At 35.3% G+C, this 21,776-nt stretch carries 25 protein-coding genes; 23 read left to right on the forward strand and 2 right to left on the reverse strand.

Annotated elements, in window-relative coordinates; genetic code table 11:
* Window positions 1-60 precede the first annotated feature (60 nt).
* The 10 genes from NST93_RS02375 to NST93_RS02420 all read left to right on the forward strand — a co-directional run bounded on the left by NST93_RS02375 (window position 61) and on the right by NST93_RS02420 (window position 5,844).
* Entirely contained in the window at window positions 61-267 is a 207-nt protein-coding gene (locus NST93_RS02375) for a hypothetical protein (RefSeq protein ID WP_405100825.1), read from the forward strand.
* A gap of 64 nt (window positions 268-331) precedes the next feature.
* A complete protein-coding gene (locus NST93_RS02380; protein WP_405100827.1) occupies window positions 332-463 on the forward strand; it encodes a hypothetical protein in 132 nt (43 codons plus the stop codon).
* 66 nt (window positions 464-529) lie between these two features.
* The gene (locus NST93_RS02385) at window positions 530-1,144 is read left to right on the forward strand and encodes a hypothetical protein (RefSeq protein ID WP_405100829.1); all 615 of its coding nucleotides are present in this window, start codon (window positions 530-532) and stop codon (window positions 1,142-1,144) included.
* Window positions 1,145-1,225: 81 nt separating this feature from the next.
* The gene (locus NST93_RS02390; RefSeq protein WP_405100831.1) at window positions 1,226-1,462 is read left to right on the forward strand and encodes a hypothetical protein; all 237 of its coding nucleotides are present in this window, start codon (window positions 1,226-1,228) and stop codon (window positions 1,460-1,462) included.
* A gap of 104 nt (window positions 1,463-1,566) precedes the next feature.
* Window positions 1,567-1,992, forward strand: coding sequence for a holin family protein (locus tag NST93_RS02395; protein ID WP_405100833.1), 426 nt, complete (start codon window positions 1,567-1,569; stop codon window positions 1,990-1,992).
* A 93-nt stretch (window positions 1,993-2,085) separates the two neighbouring features.
* On the forward strand, window positions 2,086-2,865 hold the full coding sequence (locus NST93_RS02400) for an N-acetylmuramoyl-L-alanine amidase (protein ID WP_405100835.1): 780 nt from the start codon (window positions 2,086-2,088) through the stop codon (window positions 2,863-2,865).
* A gap of 149 nt (window positions 2,866-3,014) precedes the next feature.
* Window positions 3,015-3,419 (forward strand): hypothetical protein, encoded by a 405-nt coding sequence (locus tag NST93_RS02405; RefSeq protein ID WP_405100837.1) that lies wholly within the window; start codon window positions 3,015-3,017, stop codon window positions 3,417-3,419.
* A gap of 406 nt (window positions 3,420-3,825) precedes the next feature.
* Complete coding sequence (locus NST93_RS02410) at window positions 3,826-4,893, forward strand: hypothetical protein (RefSeq protein WP_405100839.1); 1,068 nt, start codon at window positions 3,826-3,828, stop codon at window positions 4,891-4,893.
* 30 nt (window positions 4,894-4,923) lie between these two features.
* Window positions 4,924-5,103, forward strand: a complete 180-nt coding sequence (locus NST93_RS02415; protein WP_405100841.1) for a hypothetical protein — start codon at window positions 4,924-4,926, stop codon at window positions 5,101-5,103.
* 33 nt (window positions 5,104-5,136) lie between these two features.
* Complete coding sequence (locus NST93_RS02420; RefSeq protein ID WP_405100843.1) at window positions 5,137-5,844, forward strand: hypothetical protein; 708 nt, start codon at window positions 5,137-5,139, stop codon at window positions 5,842-5,844.
* A gap of 165 nt (window positions 5,845-6,009) precedes the next feature.
* Here NST93_RS02420 and NST93_RS02425 read toward each other — a convergent pair whose 3' ends face one another.
* Complete coding sequence (locus tag NST93_RS02425) at window positions 6,010-6,156, reverse strand: hypothetical protein (RefSeq protein ID WP_405100844.1); 147 nt, start codon at window positions 6,154-6,156, stop codon at window positions 6,010-6,012.
* Window positions 6,157-6,455: 299 nt separating this feature from the next.
* Here NST93_RS02425 and NST93_RS02430 point away from each other — a divergent pair, with 299 nt between their 5' ends.
* The 7 genes from NST93_RS02430 to yihA all read left to right on the forward strand — a co-directional run bounded on the left by NST93_RS02430 (window position 6,456) and on the right by yihA (window position 14,515).
* Window positions 6,456-6,665 carry a hypothetical protein gene (locus NST93_RS02430; protein ID WP_405100846.1) on the forward strand — a complete coding sequence of 70 codons (210 nt, stop codon included), beginning with the start codon at window positions 6,456-6,458 and terminating at the stop codon, window positions 6,663-6,665.
* The gene (locus NST93_RS02435) at window positions 6,665-6,979 is read left to right on the forward strand and encodes a YolD-like family protein (RefSeq protein ID WP_405100848.1); all 315 of its coding nucleotides are present in this window, start codon (window positions 6,665-6,667) and stop codon (window positions 6,977-6,979) included. The genes NST93_RS02430 and NST93_RS02435 overlap by 1 nt, the downstream gene beginning before the upstream one ends.
* Before the next feature lie 444 nt (window positions 6,980-7,423).
* The gene (locus NST93_RS02440; protein ID WP_405100850.1) at window positions 7,424-8,398 is read left to right on the forward strand and encodes a tetratricopeptide repeat protein; all 975 of its coding nucleotides are present in this window, start codon (window positions 7,424-7,426) and stop codon (window positions 8,396-8,398) included.
* A gap of 116 nt (window positions 8,399-8,514) precedes the next feature.
* Window positions 8,515-9,804, forward strand: a complete 1,290-nt coding sequence (gene tig, locus NST93_RS02445; protein ID WP_405100852.1) for a trigger factor — start codon at window positions 8,515-8,517, stop codon at window positions 9,802-9,804.
* Window positions 9,805-10,095: 291 nt separating this feature from the next.
* Window positions 10,096-11,373 (forward strand): ATP-dependent protease ATP-binding subunit ClpX, encoded by a 1,278-nt coding sequence (gene clpX, locus NST93_RS02450; protein ID WP_405100854.1) that lies wholly within the window; start codon window positions 10,096-10,098, stop codon window positions 11,371-11,373.
* 243 nt (window positions 11,374-11,616) lie between these two features.
* Window positions 11,617-13,944 (forward strand): endopeptidase La, encoded by a 2,328-nt coding sequence (lon, locus tag NST93_RS02455; RefSeq protein ID WP_405100856.1) that lies wholly within the window; start codon window positions 11,617-11,619, stop codon window positions 13,942-13,944.
* The gene (yihA, locus tag NST93_RS02460) at window positions 13,934-14,515 is read left to right on the forward strand and encodes a ribosome biogenesis GTP-binding protein YihA/YsxC (protein WP_405100858.1); all 582 of its coding nucleotides are present in this window, start codon (window positions 13,934-13,936) and stop codon (window positions 14,513-14,515) included. Before lon ends, yihA begins: the two co-directional genes overlap by 11 nt.
* A 188-nt stretch (window positions 14,516-14,703) precedes the next feature.
* Here yihA and NST93_RS02465 read toward each other — a convergent pair whose 3' ends face one another.
* A complete protein-coding gene (locus tag NST93_RS02465) occupies window positions 14,704-15,186 on the reverse strand; it encodes a LiaI-LiaF-like domain-containing protein (protein ID WP_405100860.1) in 483 nt (160 codons plus the stop codon).
* Window positions 15,187-15,402: 216 nt separating this feature from the next.
* On the opposite strand from NST93_RS02465, the gene hemA reads away from it, so the two are divergent.
* The 6 genes from hemA (at window position 15,403) to hemL (ending at window position 21,598) form a co-directional block, all read left to right on the forward strand.
* Window positions 15,403-16,776 carry a glutamyl-tRNA reductase gene (gene hemA, locus NST93_RS02470; protein WP_405100862.1) on the forward strand — a complete coding sequence of 458 codons (1,374 nt, stop codon included), beginning with the start codon at window positions 15,403-15,405 and terminating at the stop codon, window positions 16,774-16,776.
* A gap of 12 nt (window positions 16,777-16,788) precedes the next feature.
* A complete protein-coding gene (gene ccsA, locus NST93_RS02475) occupies window positions 16,789-17,610 on the forward strand; it encodes a cytochrome c biogenesis protein CcsA (RefSeq protein ID WP_405100864.1) in 822 nt (273 codons plus the stop codon).
* A 12-nt stretch (window positions 17,611-17,622) separates the two neighbouring features.
* Window positions 17,623-18,552 (forward strand): hydroxymethylbilane synthase, encoded by a 930-nt coding sequence (gene hemC, locus NST93_RS02480; protein ID WP_405100866.1) that lies wholly within the window; start codon window positions 17,623-17,625, stop codon window positions 18,550-18,552.
* The gene (locus NST93_RS02485) at window positions 18,552-19,298 is read left to right on the forward strand and encodes a uroporphyrinogen-III synthase (protein ID WP_405100868.1); all 747 of its coding nucleotides are present in this window, start codon (window positions 18,552-18,554) and stop codon (window positions 19,296-19,298) included. Before hemC ends, NST93_RS02485 begins: the two co-directional genes overlap by 1 nt.
* A gap of 78 nt (window positions 19,299-19,376) precedes the next feature.
* Entirely contained in the window at window positions 19,377-20,294 is a 918-nt protein-coding gene (gene hemB / locus NST93_RS02490; protein WP_405103738.1) for a porphobilinogen synthase, read from the forward strand.
* Between the two features lie 17 nt (window positions 20,295-20,311).
* Complete coding sequence (gene hemL / locus NST93_RS02495; RefSeq protein ID WP_405100870.1) at window positions 20,312-21,598, forward strand: glutamate-1-semialdehyde 2,1-aminomutase; 1,287 nt, start codon at window positions 20,312-20,314, stop codon at window positions 21,596-21,598.
* Window positions 21,599-21,776 lie beyond the last annotated feature (178 nt).

The following is a 21,776-nucleotide window of genomic DNA, read 5'->3' on the forward strand; positions in this document are numbered from 1 at the left end:
TTTTATGTAAAAGAAGGACTTTTGCCCCTCCTGTCGAATGAGTATATAGGAGGGGATAAAATGGATGATGTAATTGTATTTAGTGTTGAGCAAAAATTAGTTATTGTAGAAGGACAAGAGTATTTATGTGAGATTGTAAGAAAAGGAAAAGGCGCAATGTGTCGTGGAGAGAATATCAAAACCAATGAAAAAACTGAATGGGTTGAGTTTGACGATTGGATAAATGCGGCATTTAAATTCGGTGATTATTTAAAAAGGCATATGTAGAATTAAAGAAACAAAAGAAGGACTTTCTCCTCATATGTCGAATGATGAAATGAGGAGGGATATCATGACCGCGAAAACAGAATACCAACTGATGGCACTCATTGATTTATTAATCAAAAAAGGTGTCATCACAGATAAAGAACTCGAAGAAACAGACAAGATTATAGAAAGTTTACTAAGCAAAGAGCGCTCCTGATGGGGTGCTCTTTTAAGTTTTAATTTCTTATCCTAATAACCGATATAGGTATTAGGAGGGGGAAATATGGAAATTAATGAATTAGTCAGGGTTATAGTTGAACAAAACGAAAACTATTTATCGATGTTACAGTGGTCTGTGGGCAGTATTATTACGCTGCTGGTTATTTTCTTAACAGCAAACTTTTTTACCATGAGGAAATTTCGACAAGAAGAGATAGAGCGAATAAAACAAGAGGTTATAACTAATTTGAAAGAATCTGATTTCCTATTATTAAAAGAAGAACTGGAATTAAAATTAAAAAAGTCACAACAGGAAGAAGCTGACAAATTAAAACTAAGTGTTAGTACCATTAAGCAAGGACTTAAGGCTAGCGAAAAAAAAAATATAGAAATCCAAGGACTACTTAATAATTTGAATGCTGACTTTCATTTTGAAAATGGAGTGTATAGTAACGCGTATACTTACTATATAAATGCATTAGAATGTTATTTAGATTCAAGTTCATTTGGTTATGTAAGTAATACACTTTCAAAGCTGGAGAATACTGCAGAAAAACTCAATTTCGTACAGGGTTCGTATTTGTCGGCATTCAGTGAACTTTCTAGTAGACTGGACTCTAAATATGAGGTTCAAGTAAAAAGGATTGAAAGTAAATTAAATAAAGTAAAGAATTTGTAAAATCATCCCGACCGGGGTACTTTTCCCCCCTCTTAAATATTTACTCATGATAGACGATATAGATATGAGGGAGGGTTCGTAATGGATGAACATATTATAAAGAATATAGACAGGAAAATGGTCAAACTCGCAAATGGAAAAGGAACTTTCATATTAGATATCGTTCTTACTGAATATCGCCAAGAACCAAAACTAAATGAATATTTGATAAGAACAACATCATTAGATGGAAGTGTAGTTATGGATTGGATGGAAATTGAATCTAAGGACCCGGCATTCGATTTTGCTGACCTTTTAGTAAGCAATCTCTTAGAATAAACTATAACTTTAAAAAGTACTAAAGACATCCGGCTGGGTGTCTTTTTATTTTGGGGAAATACGAGAAAGTCCTATAAAAATAGGACAGGGAGATGAATTTAAAGATGGGTGGTTTTAATTTGGAACATTTAGAAGCAGCACGCTTTTTCTTATTTGGAGACGTAAAGTTTTTACATTTACTTTTATTGCTGATGGCACTAGATATTGTTACTGGGGTATTTAAAGCATGGAAGAATCAAAATTTATGGTCTAGAAAGTCACTGTTTGGATATGCACGAAAGGTACTTGTACTTGTAGTGATTATCTTGGCAAACGTTGTAGATCAGATATTAGGTTTAAATGGGGCGGTCACTTATGCGACTGTCCTTTTTTATATTGCAAACGAGGGTTTGTCTATCTTAGAAAATATGGCGCAGTTGGGTGTATTGGTACCAACTAACCTAGCAAAGAAATTAAAAACTATTGATAATAGCGGGCAAACTTTACCGGAAGAAATTAGAAAAGAATTTAGTACAAAAGAAAATGAGTAAGACATTTTACAACAAAATAAACTGATTAATCAGGTGGCTAGTCCAATCGGGCAAGCCACCTTTTTAATATAAAATATTAGGAGGAGATTTATTATGGCAAAAATCGCATTAGGTGCAGGCCATGGGTATAATACACCCGGGAAGAGATCCCCGGCTGGAGAAAGAGAGTGGTCATTTAACAACAAAGTTGTTACAGCAGCAATCAAGTATTTAAATGAATACGAAAATGCTACAATAATTCGTTTGGATGACCCAACAGGAAATACGGATGTGTCTCTAACGGCACGTACAAATAAAGCGAACAGTCAAGGTGCAGATATTTTAGTTTCATATCACCATAATGCTAACACTGGTCAATGGGGAACTTGGACAGGTACTGAAACGTATCATTATCCTGGTTCATCTTCGGGACTAGCTCTTGCACGTAAAATCCATCTAGCAATTGTAGGAGAGATGGGACTACGTGACCGGGGGATTAAATCAGAGAACTTTCATATGGTCCGCGAATCTCATATGCCTGCGATTCTTATTGAAGGTGGATTTATGGATTCAACAATCGATATCGTAAAAATGAGAAATAATACTGTATTAGACCTTACTGGTAAAGCTTTAGCAGACTCTATTGCTTCACACTTTGGTTTGAAGAAGAAAGTTAATGGCGGATCCAGACAAAGATATGTGGAAATTGTTACAGATTCCCTTTGGACGTACAATACCGCTGATTGGAATGATAAGGCTGTGATTGTAAACAGAGGAGAAGTGTTTACCGTTATTCGGAACAAGTTCCCAGTAGGTGGCGGGCATATGTTCCAAATTAAGAGTGGTTTGTATATTACAGCTAATTCTAATTATGTAAGGTATTATGCGAAATAATTAAGAAAGGCTCTCCATAGTGGGAGTTTATATAAAAAATTCTAAGAGAGTTATAGAAGTGTAGGTAGTAAGTATGGTTTTCTATAAATTTGAAGGAGATGAAAGACACTTGTAGAAGTAGTAAATATGCCCAAAAAGGAGGTGATAATATGCGAAAAATATTATTGTCTTTAGTTCTAGTACTTGCTATGTCCACTTCTTTGTTTGGAAACACATCGAATGCATCTGAAGTCACTACTAATGCAGATGATTCGACTCTTTTCAAAACATATGGACCATACAATTTTAAAACAAAAGATGGTCAGTGGGACGGGAAATTATCAGTACCACCTGGGGGTGCGGACGTTACAGTAACTGTAAGGAATTTGAACTTTAATGGGAACCCAATGGTTCGTTTATGTAATGCATCAACCGGAAATTGTACTGGATTCGGTCCATTAACACAGCCACGCTTGACCAGAACTTTTACCAACATGTTACCAGGGTCATACTATGGAGATGTAGTTACTGGAACAGTAACATCTAGTGGTACTATTACCTTTAACGTTAGATAAAGAATAGGTATTACAAAAAATATTGAGTTATCGGTCTCCTAAAGGAGGCCTTTTCTTTTGCGAAATTGACAGGTTAGATAAATATAAAAAGGAAAAGCAACGTAGATTAAACGCAGGTACATTTAAAATTATATTAAATTAAAAATAAGCTTTATTTTTATGGTAAAAGCCCTCAATCGCGGAAACGGTTGAGGGCTTTTTTAATTTAAGAGCTTTTCGGGGAATTGAGTCTTATTTACCAAGACTTTTGTAAAAGGTTCTGATTTTTAGTATAGTTATAGATATAAATAAAAAATAACATGCAGGATACCCCGCATGCTAGACACTTCATCTAAACTTATTTTACTATAAAAAGTCTTTTTAGTCTAGCTATTTGGTAATTCCTGTTCATCAGGGGGAAGATTAAATGACAGATAATTTAACAGTTCTTCATGCTTTAGTGAACAATAATAAGGGGTTTATAACAGATATTGCTAGAAAATACAGTAGTTCAGAAGAGGAAATTGATCCGAAAAAGGGTAAACCAGAATTAATTGATGATTTATTACCTTTACTTCCAGAATCCGAGAAAATTAAAATTATTGATGAAACATTTAATACTCCTAAGATGAGGTATAACGCTCACGTTGGATTTATAAAAAAAGAAGTCCCAACAGAAGAAGATATTAATGAAGGTTGTGAAAAATTTAATAACACCTCAGATTATAATAGTGAGGTTCCTGAGTATCAGACAAATTATAAACAGACAATTAGTTTAATAAAATATGGGGAGAGCGAGTTGATGCTTTACTATACCCTTTTTACTAAAAAGCCAGAATATGATTTTGAGTCCATGGAATCAAAAACAATTGTTTTTTCAAATAAGGTTAGGGTTATTATTAAACCAAGACAAAAAATTGTTACTGTTTTTACTGGAAATAAAGATATATTTAACAATGTCCTTTCAGCATTAACTATAGCGTTTAATTTTCCAGTGCTACCATTAAATGCGAATAAGACCGGAATTTCAGAGGTAACAAGAGGTAGTTTTTCATTCCATACAATTAAGTTTCTAGATTTTATATACTATGGTTTGGCAGACATAGGGGAAATTGGGGATATTAATCAAATTAGTTTGGAAACATCAAGTAAAAGTAAGGATCCCCAAAAAGTGAATGTTAAGGGAGGAAACGATTTACTTGATGATAAGTCCATCTGCGAGTATTTATTTTTGTATGCAAGAGATCTAGTGGGGGTTAGGTTATCTTTAAATATCGAGACTGAGAATAACCGTTATAAAGCAAACATAGAAATTAGTGTAAGAGATAATAAAGTAAAAATAGGGGTTCAAAAGGAAAATCACACTATAATTAGAGTACAAGAAACTTATCAAATGATTGAGAATAATGTTTTTAAACATTTAAAAAAACCAGGTCTTATTGATGAAGATAAAACAATTAAATTATTGGATAAAATTAAACAAAGAGCGCTGTAATAGATTGGATCACTAATAAGAGGTGACTAAATGGGTATTAAATATGGGGATTTTGATACATTAGAGGAGCAATTAAATAATATTTCAAATACAAATGCTTTATTGCTATTATTAACTAAGAAAGGGATTATTCAACCTGAAGAGTTTTATGAGGCTAAAAGGGATGCATTACGAGCGCTTAAATTAGAATTTCCTGAGCTTTTTAAATGAAAAATTTAATTGCTAATAATAGAGGTGTTTTTGTTGTTAAATACCATAATTACTTCAATAATAACAAGTAGTTTAATGACTATTGCTGTACAAGCAGTTTTAAAAAATGGAGTTAAAAACTACTTCGATAAAAATTTAGAAAAATTTAAAGAACGATTAAAAAAAGAAGCAGAACGAAGAAAATTAGATTTTGAAAGAAAAATTCATGATTTTTCATTATATTCTACAAAAAGACACGAATTATATCCTGAAATGTATAAACAGCTATACAAAATATGGCGCGAGATAAAAATGATAGAAAAAAAATCGCATATAATTCCTTCAGTTGTAAAAACTGCTGAAGGAATTATACCTTATTACGAAGGTCTTGGTATTAATCTTAATGAAGAAATTAAGGGATATATTAAAATAACAAGTATAGAATGGAGCGCTAATCCAGAAAACTGTACACATTTGATAAGTGAAAAAATTAAAGGCTACTTAACTTCTGAATCGTCATATAAGTTAAATGAAGTGGAAAATTATTATATGGATAACATTTTATATTTTTCAGATGAAATTTCCTCCAAATTAAATGACCTAATATATGCAATGCTTCTATTTGTATTACAGATAAACAATACAAAAATTGTAAAAGAAAAAATTGATGAAGACAAAATCCAGGATGATGTGGAAATAATTGAAAGAATGTTCAAAAAGGAATTGAACATAGGGGATTATGAATTAGATGAGAATAAATAAGTACATATTTATTTTTATTACTAGTCGATGCAACTTTTTTCTAAATTTACAAATGAGTTTAGATGATTGATGATAAAGGGATTAGAGTGCAAGCAGGTAATTGTATTAGTGATTAACATACGGTAAAGTTCCCACCAAAGGCCATGGTAGGGAACTTTTTTAAATTTACCAAGTTCGTTCTTGTCTTACTATCTCTGTATTCGTAATATACTCTTCCATCACTTTTTGGGTCCCGTTTCTCAATTCTCCTGGAGAAAACTCAATCACTTCTTTATTTACGCTGTATTTTACAGCTTCGTTTTCTGTCCCCAAATATCTAATATCCAAATGATACTTAGTAAACATATCCGCTTTAAGCTGTTTAAAATCGCTTTCTAATTGTTTTAAAATAGAATCAATTAAATCTAAATAAACGGGCCTCTTTGGAAACCTTTAAGGTTTCTTTATCATCTGTAAATATTTTAATGGCCATAGGCATTGTGATAAATTTTAATATTAAACTTTTATCCATGATATCCCTCCTTGTTAAAAAATAACAGTACACTTGTTCTTATTTTATGTTATGATATAAAATATAAATAAGGAACAAACGTTCGTCAGGGGGAGATAGCATGAAAAGATTATTTGAACGCTCGATTAAAAACAAAGAGACTATCGTTATCTTTTATATGGACCAAGAAAATAAAGTCACACAGCGCTATGTATGTGTTTTGAAATTTAATGATGATTATGCTTTGGTGTATTGTTATTACCGTAAAAAGGTCCGCACGCTTAAGCTTGAGAATATCCTTTCTGCTGGTCCAAGAAAGGGGATTGCATAATGATTAATGACAGAGGAACAAAGAAATGGACTTCACTCATGCTGCCCGAGCATGTAGAAGCACTGAAAAAACTAAGAGAAGAAGAGAATTGGAAGGAAAAACCAATCATTGATGAACATTTAATTGAAGAAATAAATTTAATACTGCAGCTGGCATTAAAAGATGATTTAACAATCGAAGTAGAATATTTTAAGGACCATGATTATCATAAAATTAAAGGGAAATTACTTGCAGTGGATCCGTTACTTAGTTATGTGAGGTTTGAGGACGATGAGATTCCGTTGGATAGTATTACGGGTGCCAGGATAGATTGAAAGCAGGAGAATTTTGTCTCCTGCTTTTTTGTGTGATTAATGAAAAATAACAGAGGGATTATGTCCCCCTGTTATAAATTCAAACATTCCCCTATATAATAGGAAGTAACTTTAAATAAAAAAGATACCAACAGGATACCAATTTAACGAAAATCGAAAATTAAACAAATAAAAATAAGACATTTTAAAGTAACCAGTAGACACAAACGTTGATACTAAAGCACTTTGTAGTAAACGTAAAAATGTGGTAGAATGTAAACAACAGCCTTCTAAGCTGTAGGTCGTAGGTTCGAATCCTACTTGGGACGTAATGACAACAAAGAGAAACCTAATTTTTTAGGTTTCTCTTTTATATTATGTTTTAATAATATAAAAGGAGGGTATAGATAAAAGTTAAGATATAATAATAAATATAACTGTGGAATGTGAGGTGAAACGTTTATAATGAAGTCTGGAGATATCATTCTATTTCCAAAATGGCAAAAGCTGCTGGAAGAAGAGAGCATTGCTGCAATTAAAGAAAGACATTTTGACGAGGCTTTAGAAAAACTTAATTTGCTTATAAGCTATCAGGTGAATAATGATGAAGTTTTTACAGGAAAATTAATTTGCCTGATGGAATTGGAAAGATATGAGGAAGCGCAAGATCTATGTGAGTCTCTTCTTTTAGAAAAAAACGATAATTATTATCAGTACATACATATTTATTTAACTTTACTTTTTCAAACCAATCAATATGGATTATTGATGGAAATTGCTTCAACTGAGTTAGAAAGCGGGAAGGTTCCAGAAAGTTTGATTGCGCCATTCAAACAGCTTTATGAAATGAGCAGTAAAATGAGGATTGATCTAGAAATTGATCGTTCAAATATTTATCTGGATTCATTGTATGATGCTGTTAACCAGGATAATCATATTGAACAATGGCGCTTAATCAATAAGCTGAGTAAATTGGAAATGCCGCCAAGTGAAAAGGCTGTTTCATTACTTGTGAATGAACATGTACATCCATTGAATAAATCCGCAATATTTATGTGGATTCAAGGGAAGGGTGTAACAAAGCCTGTTGATATACATAAATTCGGTATACATATTAAAATGATACCAGTCGATACACCAGCACTGGAAGAAAGTGCAATTGCTAAACGTGTCTATGCATCTATAAGTAATCTAGAACAAAAAAATCCATCGCTCTTTCAACTCGTTGAGTCATTATTCAAGCATTATCTTTATGTTTTATATCCAATTTCCCCGCCAGAGTCTGATGCAGAGTTAATTGCAGAGGCATTAGTCGCAATCGGGAATGAATATCTCAATATAACGGAAGAAACGTTTTCTAAGAGTAAACAAAAACATACACGTTATATAAATGAAATTAAGACAAGTGATATGCTTTATTCAAGTATTATAGATGAATAGGCAGAAATGCTTGAAAGCCATATGATTTATGATATAATAAGATGGTTGTAAATTTGAAATCGTTAAATTAAAACAAAAGATTGTTAGTTAAACAATAGATTTTGGAGGGAATTGTAATGACAGTAAAATGGGAAAAACAAGAAGGAAATAAAGGAGTACTTACTTTTGAAGTCTCTCCTGAAGAATTTGATAAGGCGCTAGATCAGGCGTTCAAGAAGGTTTCTAAAGACGTACAGATTCCTGGATTCCGTAAAGGTAAAATTCCACGCGGATTATTTGAAAAACGTTTTGGTGTTGAAGCACTTTACCAAGATGCGGTAGATATTGTACTTCCAGGCGCATACACGAAAGCAATCGATGAAGCAGATATCTTCCCGGTTGATCAGCCGGAAGTGGATATTGAGCAAATCGAAAAAGGAAAAACACTTATCTTTACTGCAGAAGTTCAAGTTAAGCCAGAAGTGACTCTAGGTGAATACAAAGGACTTGAGGTTGAAGAGGAAACTGTAGAAGTTACAGATGAGGATGTAGAGCATGAATTAGGTCATCTTCGTGAGCAGCATGCAGAGCTAGTTGTTAAGGAAGAAGGAGAAGTTGAAGAAGGCGATACAGTTGTAATCGACTTTGAAGGCTTTACTGATGGAGAAGCTTTTGAAGGCGGAAAAGGTGAAAACCACAGCCTTGAAATCGGTTCTGGACAATTCATACCTGGTTTCGAAGAGAAACTAGTTGGTAAAAAATCTGGTGAAGAAACAGAAATCGAAATAACTTTCCCTGAAGAATACCATGCAGAGGATCTTGCAGGAAAAGACGCAACATTTAAAGTTACTATTCATGAAATTAAAACAAAAGAACTGCCAGAACTAGATGATGAATTTGCAAAAGATCTGGATGATGAAGTAGAAACGTTAGACGAATTAAAAGCGAAGAAAAAAGCAGAGCTTTTAGAGCAAAGAACACAAGCGGCAGACACTGCTAAACGTGAATCACTAATTGAAAAGGCATCTGAAAATGCTGAAGTGGATATTCCGGAAGTAATGGTTGAAAATGAATTAGATCAAATGCTTCAAGAATTTGAACAACGCCTGCAAATGCAAGGTATGACATTAGAAATGTATACACAGTTTGCTGGACAAGATGAAGCAGCGCTTAAAGAGCAAATGAAAGACGATGCTGGAAAACGCGTGAAGACAAGCTTAACACTAGAAGCAATTGCAAAAGCTGAAAACGTGGAAGCTACTGAAGAAGAAGTTAAAGAAGAGCTTGAAAAAATGGCATCTATGTACGGCACTGAGGTTGAACAGCTTGTACAAATCCTTGGCGGCAATACAGAAACAATCAAGCAGGATCTGAAGATGAGAAAAGCAATTGATGTATTAGTTGATAACGGTAAAGCAGCAAAATAATAAATGGACATTGAAGTTATTGATTTTGTTGAATAAAAGCAAGGTGCGGATGTTTCGCACCTTGTTTCTATATTATCTTACTGTCCACTCTACATATAAATTAAATTGACTTAATATTTGCTATCTGACATATAGATAAGTAATATAGTATTATTCATTTGGATGTGTACATGATATAGAACGCAATTAAATTTAATAAGGTTTATTATTTTGTTTTTCAATTTGTATCTGATATGATTGACTATAATCAATGGTGTATTTAATTTTCTTATGAATCATAGGGGTGAAAAAATGTTTAAATTTAATGAAGAAAAAGGACAATTAAAATGTTCTTTTTGTGGAAAAAGCCAAGAACAGGTTCGTAAATTAGTTGCTGGACCTGGTGTATATATATGTGATGAATGTATAGAACTCTGTACTGAAATTGTTGAGGAAGAACTTGGAACGGATGAGGCAATGGAATTTACGGAGATTCCAAAACCTAAAGAAATCTGCGAAATTCTTGATGATTATGTAATCGGTCAAGATGATGCTAAGAAAAGTCTGGCTGTAGCGGTCTACAATCACTATAAGCGTATTAATTCGTCTAAAAATACGGATGATGTAGAACTTGCAAAAAGTAATATCTCTTTAATTGGGCCTACTGGAAGCGGGAAAACGTTGTTAGCTCAGACATTAGCTCGTATTATTAATGTACCTTTTGCTATGGCTGATGCTACATCACTTACAGAGGCTGGTTATGTTGGAGAAGATGTTGAAAACATTCTTCTTAAACTTATTCAAGCAGCTGATTATGATGTGGAAAAGGCGGAAAAAGGAATTATCTACATTGATGAAATTGATAAGGTTGCAAGAAAGTCTGAAAATCCTTCGATAACACGAGACGTATCTGGTGAAGGTGTACAACAAGCACTTCTTAAAATTCTTGAAGGTACTGTGGCAAGCGTGCCGCCTCAAGGTGGACGCAAACATCCACATCAAGAGTTTATTCAAATCGATACAACAAATATCCTATTTATAGTCGGTGGAGCATTTGATGGAATTGATCAGGTTATTAAACGCCGCCTTGGTAAGAAAGTTATCGGTTTTGGATCGAATGAAAAGCAAGAAGAGCTTGATATGGGAGCATTGCTTGCGAAGATTCTTCCAGAGGATCTATTGCGTTATGGATTAATTCCTGAATTTATTGGACGTATTCCAATCATAGCAAGTCTTACTCCACTTGATGAAGATGCACTGGTTCAAATTTTGACAACACCAAAAAATGCTTTAGTGAAACAATATCAAAAGTTATTCGAAATGGATGATGTAATATTAGATATTGAAGACGAAGCATTGCTTGAAATCTCTAAAAAGGCGATCGAACGCAAGACAGGTGCGCGTGGTCTCAGGTCGATTATAGAAGGCATCATGCGTGATGTTATGTTTGAGCTGCCTTCACGTGACGATATAGAGAAATGTGTGATTACGAAAGACACAGTGATAGATGAGAACGGCAGTCCAAAGCTAATTTTTCGCGATGGCACAGTAGTAGAAGGAAATGAAAAACTGCCAAAAGAAAGTGCATAAGTCTAGCTTAGCTTACACTTCTTAGCATAAAAATGGAGACCGGCTGTTTGTATGATGCTCTTTGTAAATGTTACATGAGCATTACGGACAGCAAGTCTCCTTTTCTATTCGTATAAATTGCACCATTAGGAGATACTAATTGCTGCAGCACATAAAAAGAATTATAATAAAAAACTACATAATCGTTTTTCTATAAGGACGAAACATATTATAAAGTTATACATATTATCGGAGGTACTAACTATGGTTAACAAATTTAAAGAAATACCCCTCCTGCCATTACGTGGTATGATTGTTTTTCCATCCATGGTTTTGCATTTAGATGTCGGAAGAGATAAATCAATTGCTGCTTTGGAGAAAGCCATGATAGACGACAAATGTGTCTTCCTCGCTGCGCAAAAGAAAGCAAGTGTGGACGAGCCAGGAGTGGAAGACATCTATGAAGTGGGGACACTTGCAAAGGTAAAGCAGATGGTCAAGCTGCCTAATGGTACGCTTCGTGTATTGGTAGAAGGAATTGAACGCTATAAAATCGTTAAATTTCTAACTACAGAAGACGAATTCTTAGTAGAAATAGAGCAGGTTGAAGAAGTCCATGAAGATGAAACAGAGGAAGAAGCACTCATGCGCTCTCTGTTAAAACAGTTTGAACAATACACAAAATTATCACGCAAAGTTACGGGTGAAACGTTTGAAACTGTAGCAGATATTGACCATCCGGGCAGACTGGCTGATATTATCGCATCCCATTTATCAGTAAAAATGAAGGAAAAACAGACACTATTGGAAATGGCTAATATAGCAAAACGTTTGCACTATATCATTAAACTGATTACAAACGAAAAGAAAGTGCTGGATATTGAAAGAAAAATTGGCCAGCGCGTAAAAAACTCGATGGAAAAAACACAAAAAGAATATTATTTACGAGAACAGCTTAAAGCAATCCAAAAGGAACTCGGTGACCGTGATGGGAAATCAGGTGAAGTTGGCGATTTACAGGAGAGAATTAATGAGTCAGATATGCCGGATGATGTTCGTGCAGTAGCGTTGAAGGAACTTGGACGGTATGAGAAGATACCTCAGAATTCTGCCGAAAGCTCTGTAATTCGTAATTACCTTGACTGGCTGCTTACATTGCCGTGGACAGAACAATCTCAAGATACAATTAATATTAATGAAGCAGAAAAAGTATTAAATGAAGATCATTATGGCTTGGAAAAAGTAAAAGAACGAATTCTTGAATATCTTGCAGTACAGAAGCTAACTAATTCTATAAAAGGGCCAATACTATGTCTCGTAGGTCCACCTGGGGTAGGGAAGACTTCGCTTGCACGTTCGATTGCACGTTCTGTCAACCGTAATTTTGTCAGAATTTCACTTGGTGGAGTTCGGGACGAAGCAGAAATTCGGGGACACCGTCGAACTTATATAGGAGCAATGCCAGGCAGAATTATTCAAGGAATGAAAAAAGCAGGAACAATTAATCCAGTATTCTTGCTAGATGAAATTGATAAAATGTCAAATGACTTTAGAGGAGATCCATCCTCAGCAATGCTTGAGGTACTGGACCCTGAGCAAAATAGCAACTTTAGCGATCATTTTATTGAAGAAACTTATGATTTATCTAAAGTATTATTTATAGCTACAGCAAATAATGTAAGCAGTATTCCAGGTCCTTTACTTGACCGAATGGAACTAATTACAATTGCTGGATATACTGAAGTAGAAAAACTTCATATTGCGAAAGAACATCTTTTGCCAAAACAAATTAAAGAAAATGGCTTAAAGCCTTCTCATCTGCAAATCAGGGATAATGCTTTATTAAAGCTTGTTCGTACGTATACACGTGAAGCTGGTGTACGTGGGTTAGAAAGACAAGTGGCAAAAATTTGCAGGAAAACTGCAAAGATCATTATATCTGGTGAAAAGAAACGTGTTATTGTAACAGAGAAGAATATAGAAGAACTGCTAGGAAAACCTTTGTTCAGATATGGCTTAATGGAAGTGGAGGATCAGGTTGGTGCAGCAACAGGTCTTGCTTATACGTCTGCTGGGGGAGATATATTATCAATTGAAGTGTCACATTATCCTGGCAAGGGTAAACTTATTTTAACTGGTAAACTTGGTGATGTGATGCAGGAATCTGCTCAGGCAGCATTCAGTTATGTACGTTCAAGAACTGAGGAATTAAATATTGAAAAAGATTTTCATGAAAAGTATGATATTCACATACATGTTCCAGAAGGTGCAACACCAAAGGACGGACCTTCTGCTGGTATAACAATCGCAACAGCTCTTGTTTCATCACTTACAGGAAGAGCAATCCGTAAAGAAGTAGGGATGACAGGTGAAATCACATTAAGGGGCCGTGTACTGCCAATAGGCGGGCTTAAAGAGAAATCATTAAGTGCTCACCGTGCAGGCTTGTCAACTATCATTATTCCTGAGGAGAATGAAAAAGATATCGAGTCGATTCCAGAAAGCGTGAGGAAGAACTTAACTTTTATTCCAGTTAATCACTTAGACCAAGTGCTTGAAATTGCACTAGTGGGGGAGAAAAATGAAGATTAATCAAGCGGAAATTGTAATTAGTGCAGTCAGTGAAGCACAGTATCCAGATGAAGGTCTGCCAGAGATTGCTCTAGCAGGACGTTCTAATGTAGGTAAATCATCCTTCATTAATACATTAATCAATCGTAAAAATTTGGCGAGAACCTCTTCTAAACCAGGGAAGACACAGACACTGAATTTTTATAAGTTGAATGAAGCTTTTTACTTTGTTGATGTGCCAGGTTATGGATATGCAAAGGTTTCAAAAAAGGAAAGAGAAAAATGGGGCCGAATGATGGATGCGTATTTTCAAAAACGAGAGACTCTAAAAGCAGTAGTACTTGTTTGCGATATCCGTCATGAACCAACAGATGCAGATGTGCAAATGTATGATTATCTGAAATATTATGATTTGTCAATAATTATAATCGCAACCAAACTTGATAAAGTAAATAAATCCAAACGCCATAAGCAATTAAAGCTTGTGAAGCAAACATTTGAAGTGGACGATAACGATATCGTCATTCCCTTTTCTTCTGAAACAGGAGAAGGCAAAGAAGAGGCTTGGCAAACATTGAAACAATATTTATAAAAAAACCATCTGCCTGAATTTCGGGTAGATGGTTTTTTTTCATACTCAATATTCTAAAAAACCGCAGTATACTTGCTAACTCTTCTATTAAATGTTCGCAGTGACATGAGCGGCTATAACAGTGAAATATACTTGTTAATTGTACTAAGGCATTTTTAGTTATCAGTTAAGTGAGCACAGTAAGATTATTATTTCCCTTTTCTTAATAGGATAATCCCGACAAGAATAAGGACGATTGGCCAAAATTTATCGAGAAGCGCAAATATATCATATATCCATGAGAAATAAGCACTGAATTTTTGCGAATAAATTAACAATACCCCTGCTGCAAGAAAGAGAATTCCTGCAAGCATGCCGGATTTTGTTTTCATCGCCCGCAGTAAAAATGCGAGTCCGATGATGATGAGATAAATGGCCCAGTGATCAATCCAAAAATGATAATTTTCTGCACCATGTAAATGAATCCCGATACCCAAAATAAGAATGCCAATAAAAATATTTTCGTAACTTTTTGCTCGGTAACTATGTATAAGAATAGCCGCACCAATAATAATTAATAATGTTTGCCATGAGTAAAAATTCGTGAAAATTGGCAGTTTCAATTCGCGGAATAAGAAGAAAAATCCTATCCCGATCAAAATATAAGCAAATAAAGCATTTTGTTTTTTCACTTGTCTCCCCCTTAGAAAACTAATTACTTGATAATGATTCTAATCTTTGATAAAGTACAATCGAATTATTTTTTAATTGTATCATATAATTGTTTTGTATTCTGTTCACAATTAGTGAAAAACAGGATAATACGTTATGTTATAATAATACTATACTAATGAGCAGATAATCAGTAATAAATGACAAATGACTTAAGGCATCTGGAGGTAAGGTAAGTGCATATTTTAAAAGTTGGCTTTAACTATAAGACAGCACCTGTAGAAGTAAGAGAAAAATTAACATTTTCAGAAGAAGCCTTGCACGAAGCAATGGTTGAATTAAAAAAACGTAAAAGCATTTTGGAAAATGTAATTATTTCAACCTGCAATCGGACGGAAATATATGCAGTTGTTGATCAATTGCATACAGGCAGATATTATATTAAGACATTCTTAGCTGACTGGTTCGGTATCGATAAGGATGAATTTTCAACCTATATGCATATTACAGAGAATGATGAAGCGATGGAGCATTTATTCCGGGTTACGACCGGGTTAGATTCAATGGTCTTAGGTGAGACACAAATACTTGGACAAGTCAGAGACGCTTTTTTAACGTCACAAGAAATGAAAACAACGGGAACTATTTTCAATGAGCTATTTAAACAGGCAATTACATTTGGAAAAAGGGTACATCATGAAACGGCAATTGGAGAACATGCTGTGTCCATTAGCTATACGGCAGTAGAATTAGCTAAAAAGATATTTGGCACACTTGAAAATCACCATGTTACTATTATTGGTGCTGGTAAAATGGGAGAACTGGCAGCAAAGAATTTACAAGGCTCAGGTGCAAATAAAATTACTGTTATGAATAGAACTTTTGAGAAGGCGCAGGAGCTGGCATTGAAGTTTAAGGCAAATGCTGAACCGATGGATAAATTGGAAGCTGTACTGCAGAAAACAGATATCTTAATTAGCTCTACAGGTGCGGCGAATGTTATTTTAACAAAAGAAATGCTCCAGCCAATTCTTAAGAATAGAAAAGGAGAACCGCTATTTCTAGTGGATATTGCAGTGCCTCGTGATATTGATCCTGCAATCAGTGAGCTTGATCATGTATTCCTCTATGATATTGATGATTTACAACATATCGTCGACGAAAACTTGGAAGAAAGAAGAAAAGCTGCTGATCAAGTTGAGATATTAATGCAAGAAGAAATAATTACTTTTAAGGAATGGCTGCGCACATTAGGTGTTGTGCCTGTTATATCTGCATTGCGTCAAAAAGCACTTTCCATTCAAAGTGAAACGATGCAAAGTATTGAACGGAAAATGCCTGATTTAACTGAAAGAGAAAAGAAGGTCCTAAGCAAACATACGAAAAGCATTATTAATCAGTTGTTGAAGGAACCAATTACGCAGGCAAAGGAATTGGCAGGCACAGAGAACGCAGAGGATGCATTGCAGCTTTTTGTTGATATATTCGGTATTGAAGAAGAAGTGAAGAATGAATTTGACAAGCAAGCCGAAAAAGATAAAACAATGGAGCAGTTTAATCACAAAGGAAAAAGATCATTCTTACCATTCAAGAAGATTACTACTGTATAAAGGGATGTTTCCATGGTATATGAATGGGAATGGATATCAGAATTAATTATAATCATATATGGACTAAGTGTAATTGGATACTTTATCGATTTCATTCAAATTAACCAGAAAGCGAATAAAATCGCTTTCTGGTTACTTAGTATTGCATGGTTTCTGCAGACAATTTATTTTATTAAACATCTTTTTATAGAATTTACATTTCCTGTTGCTACACTGATTGATAGTTTGTTTTTCTTTTCTTGGATATTAATCACATTTTCTTTAATTATTAATCGGCTCTTCACGATTCATTTTATCGTGCTTTTCGTTAATTTATTTGGTTTTTTTGTACTATTGCTCTATTTTGTGGCAGACTTAAAACAGCAGCCGATTCAGCGAACAATTGAATTTGCGCATGAAATGTTGATTGCTCATATTTCTTTAGCATTTGTATCCTATGGATTTTTTACTCTTTCATTTATTTTTTCAATCATGTATTTAATACAATATCGTTTGTTAAAAAGGAAAAAAGGGTTAAAATGGTTATGGCGAATCGGAAATCTGAGTCAACTGGAAAGTTATAGTTTTAAAGCAATCACACTAGGGATCCCACTCTTGCTTTTATCGATTATTCTCGGACTTTTTTGGACCAATGTCGCGGGAGTCGACTTTTATTGGTACGATATAAAGATACTGGGATCTTTACTGGTACTAGTTATTTATATTGGATTTTTAGTTTTGCGAGGAATTAACAGTTATCGCGGAAAGACACTTGCAACATACAATATTGCAGCTTTCCTGATTTTATTGATTAATTTCTTATTATCCAATTCATATTCAAATTTTCACTTTTAGGAGGTTTACTTCATGAGAAAAATAATTGTTGGTTCGAGAAGAAGTAATTTAGCTTTAACCCAGACTAAATGGGTGATTGAGCAGTTAAAAAATGCTGGAGTAAAGAATGAGTTTGAGATAAAGGAAATTGTAACAAAAGGAGATCAGATTCTTGATGTTACTTTATCCAAAGTTGGTGGAAAAGGATTATTCGTTAAAGAAATTGAACAGGCAATGTTTGATAAGGAAATAGACTTTGCAGTACATAGCATGAAGGATATGCCAGCTGTTCTTCCTGAGGGATTAGTAATCAGCTCCATTCCTGTGCGTGAAGATTACCGTGATGCATTCATTTCCAAGAATAACTTAAAGCTTGCTGAACTTCCCGGTGGAGCAATTGTTGGCACAAGCAGTCTTCGTCGGGGTGCGCAAATACTCGCAGTACGTCCAGATCTTGAAATTAAATGGATTCGCGGTAATATCGAAACGAGATTACGTAAGCTGAATGAGGAAGATTATGATGCAATTATCCTTGCTGTCTCAGGTATGAAACGTGTAGGAATGAATGAATCCTTAATCACGGAGTATCTGGATCCGGAAGTATGTGTGCCCGCTGTCGGACAAGGTGCGCTTGCAATCGAATGCCGTGAAGATGATGCCGGATTAAGAGAGATTCTTGATTTAATAAATGATGATGTAACTACAAAAACTGTAAAAGCTGAAAGAACTTTCTTAGATTTGCTTGAGGGAGGCTGTCAAGTTCCAATCGGCGGTCATGCAGTGCTGGAAGGTGACCAGCTGGTGCTCACCACTCTAGTAGGCACTCCTGACGGTAAAACAATTTTAAAGGAAGTTGCTAAAGGAACGGATCCAGTATCTGTTGGAACGGAAGCTGCAAATGCATTAATTGGGCGAGGCGCTAAAGAGATTGTTGATGCTGTGAAAGAGGAGTTAGACAGCTGATGTCGGATCTGCAAGGGAAACGAATCTTAATTACGAGAGAAGCAAAGCAAGCAAAAGTTTTCTCGGAAAAAATCAGTGCAAGTGGCGGGATTCCAGTTGAGGTGCCTTTGCTTAAAATATCAAATAAAGTGGCTGAAAATCGTGAATTCATTTTCGCAAAGTTGCCAAGCTATCATTGGGTAATCTTTACGAGTGCAAATGGGGTACATTGCTTTTTTGAGCAACTTCCCAATCATTTGACTTCATTGCTTGAAAATATAAAAATTGCTGTTGTTGGTCATAAAACGGAAGAAGCTCTCAAACAGTATCAGTTTGTTGCAGATTTAATGCCTGAAGTATATGATGCGGATTCATTAGCAGAAATCTTTTTAAAAAAGTATCAGGCTGGAGAAACTATTCTATTGGTTCGCGGAAATCTTTCCCGGGATGTACTGCCAAGGGTTTTCACTAAAAAGGGTATAGGCTTTGATGCAATTGAAGTTTATGAAACGCAGATGAACAGGGAAAGTGCTGCTCTCTTAAAAAGAGTTATAGCAGCAGACGAAATCGATTTTATTACATTTACCAGTCCATCAACAGTTGAAGCCTTTGCAGAGCTATCAGGCAACTATACAGCTATTCCTTGTGTCTGTATTGGAACAACGACAAAAAAAGCGGCAGAAGAACATGGATTCAGTTCCATACTAACTGCTCAGATATTTACAATTGAGGGTATGATTGAGGAAATGCGTAATCATATCAATTAGAAAGGATTGTTTAATTTGACATTAAACGTAAACTTTAAGAGACACCGTCGTTTAAGAAACAGCGAATCGATTCGCTCGATGGTGAGAGAAACACATCTTCATGTTGAGGATTTTATCTATCCAATTTTTGTTATTGAAGGAGAAAATATTAAAAACGAAGTGCCATCGATGCCGGGTGTCTATCAGCTTTCTTTAGACCGTGTAATGGAGGAAGTAACCGAGGCTTATAATTTAGGTATTCGTGGGATTATGTTTTTTGGTGTAGTTTCTGACAAAGATGAAATTGGTACAGGTGCTTTTATAGAGGATGGAATTGTTCAAGAGGCTACGAGGCTTGCGAAAAAACAATATCCTGATTTACTTATAATTGCTGATACATGTCTCTGTGAATATACTTCTCATGGTCATTGTGGTGTGATTCATAATCATGATGTTGATAATGATGAATCATTAAAATTATTAGCGAAAACGGCTGTATCACAAGCACAAGCTGGTGCTGATATTATTGCACCATCTAATATGATGGATGGTTTTGTAGCAGTTATTCGTGAAGCACTGGATGAGGCAGGATTTAAACATATTCCAATCATGTCCTATGCAGTGAAATATGCATCATCTTTTTATGGGCCATTCAGGGATGCAGCAGATAGTACACCACAATTCGGTGATAGAAAAACATATCAAATGGATCCAGCAAATCGTCTGGAAGCACTCCGCGAAGCAGAATCAGATATTGAGGAAGGTGCAGACTTCCTAATGGTGAAACCCGCTTTATCTTATTTAGATATCATTCGTGAGGTACGCGATAACTTTAATGTTCCGGTTGTTGCCTACAACGTCAGTGGAGAATATGCCATGGTAAAAGCAGCCGCAGAGAAAGGCTGGATTGATGAACGGAAATTGGTTATCGAAATGCTTACATCGATGAAGCGTGCAGGTGCAGATATTATCCTTACTTATTTTGCGAAAGATGTTGCTGAATATTTAAATAAATAGAAGAAGGAGAATTTGCGATGAAAACTTTCGAACATTCGGTTGATGCATATAAAGAAGCGGTTGAATTAATGCCTGGTGGCGTTAATTCACCTGTAAGAGCATTTAAATCTGTCGGATTGTCACCAATCTTTATGGCAGAAGGAAAGGGCTCAAAGATTACGGATATTGATGGCAATACGTATATTGATTATGTATTAAGCTGGGGGCCACTGATTTTAGGTCATGCGGATGAACGTGTAACTTCCAAATTGAAAGAAGTAGTAGATAAAGGAACGAGTTTCGGTGCACCTACTCTTATGGAAAATAAACTGGCTGAGCTTGTAATTGAGCGTGTTCCGTCAGTAGAAATGGTACGTATGGTTAACTCTGGAACAGAAGCGACAATGAGTGCTATTCGACTAGCACGCGGATATACAGGTCGGGACCTTATTATTAAATTTGTCGGAAGCTATCATGGCCATGGGGATTCATTGCTTATTAAAGCAGGATCTGGGGTTGCAACTCTTGGACTGCCAGATAGCCCGGGTGTGCCAGAATCAATTGCTTCCAGCACAATTACAGTGCCATATAATGATTTTGAAAGTGTAAAAGTTGCTTTTGAAAATTATGGTGACCGGATTGCCGCAGTGATAACGGAGCCAGTGTGCGGTAATATGGGGGTTGTACCGCCGCAGGATAATTTCTTGCAGAAGCTGAGAGATATTACAGCTGAAAACGGTGCACTGCTTATTTTTGATGAAGTAATGACAGGTTTCCGTGTTGGCTATAACTGTGCACAAGGCCATTATGGTGTAACACCTGATTTGACTTGCTTAGGAAAAGTAATTGGAGGGGGCCTTCCTGTAGGTGCATTCGGTGGAAAACGTGAAATTATGGAAAATATTGCTCCACAAGGTACTATTTATCAAGCCGGAACTTTATCAGGAAACCCGCTAGCAATGACTGCAGGCTATGAAACACTACGTGCGATGGACGAAGCTGCATATAGAGAAATGAATAAAAACGCAGATTTATTGGAAGCGGGATATCGTGAAGCAAGCGAAGCCTATAATATTCCTCTCCATATTAATCGAGTAGGTTCCATGGTCGGCGTTTTCTTTACAAATCAAGAAGTAATAAACTTTGAAACAGCGCAATCATCTGATTTAGAAATGTTTGCGAAGTATTACCGTGGTATGATTGAAGAAGGCGTTTTCCTTCCTCCTTCACAATTTGAGGGGCTGTTCCTGTCAACTGCACATACCGCCGCAGATATTGAACATACAGTTAAAGCAATAAAAAAAGTATTTTCCACTTTAAAATAATAAACGTAAAAGCCAGATGCCTGCTGAAACTATTTTAGCAGGCATCTGGCTTTTTGCATGTGAATACTGTGTATTATGCAGTTCCATTCATAATGAACCGAATAGGCATATCTCTATCTTGCAGTTCATATAGTTAATGTATATGAAAGTTTCATGCTTAGTTAACACTGAAGGGAGG

Origin of the sequence: Oceanobacillus sp. FSL H7-0719, assembly GCF_045040795.1 — a bacterium.
Lineage (GTDB): Bacteria > Bacillota > Bacilli > Bacillales > Amphibacillaceae > Oceanobacillus.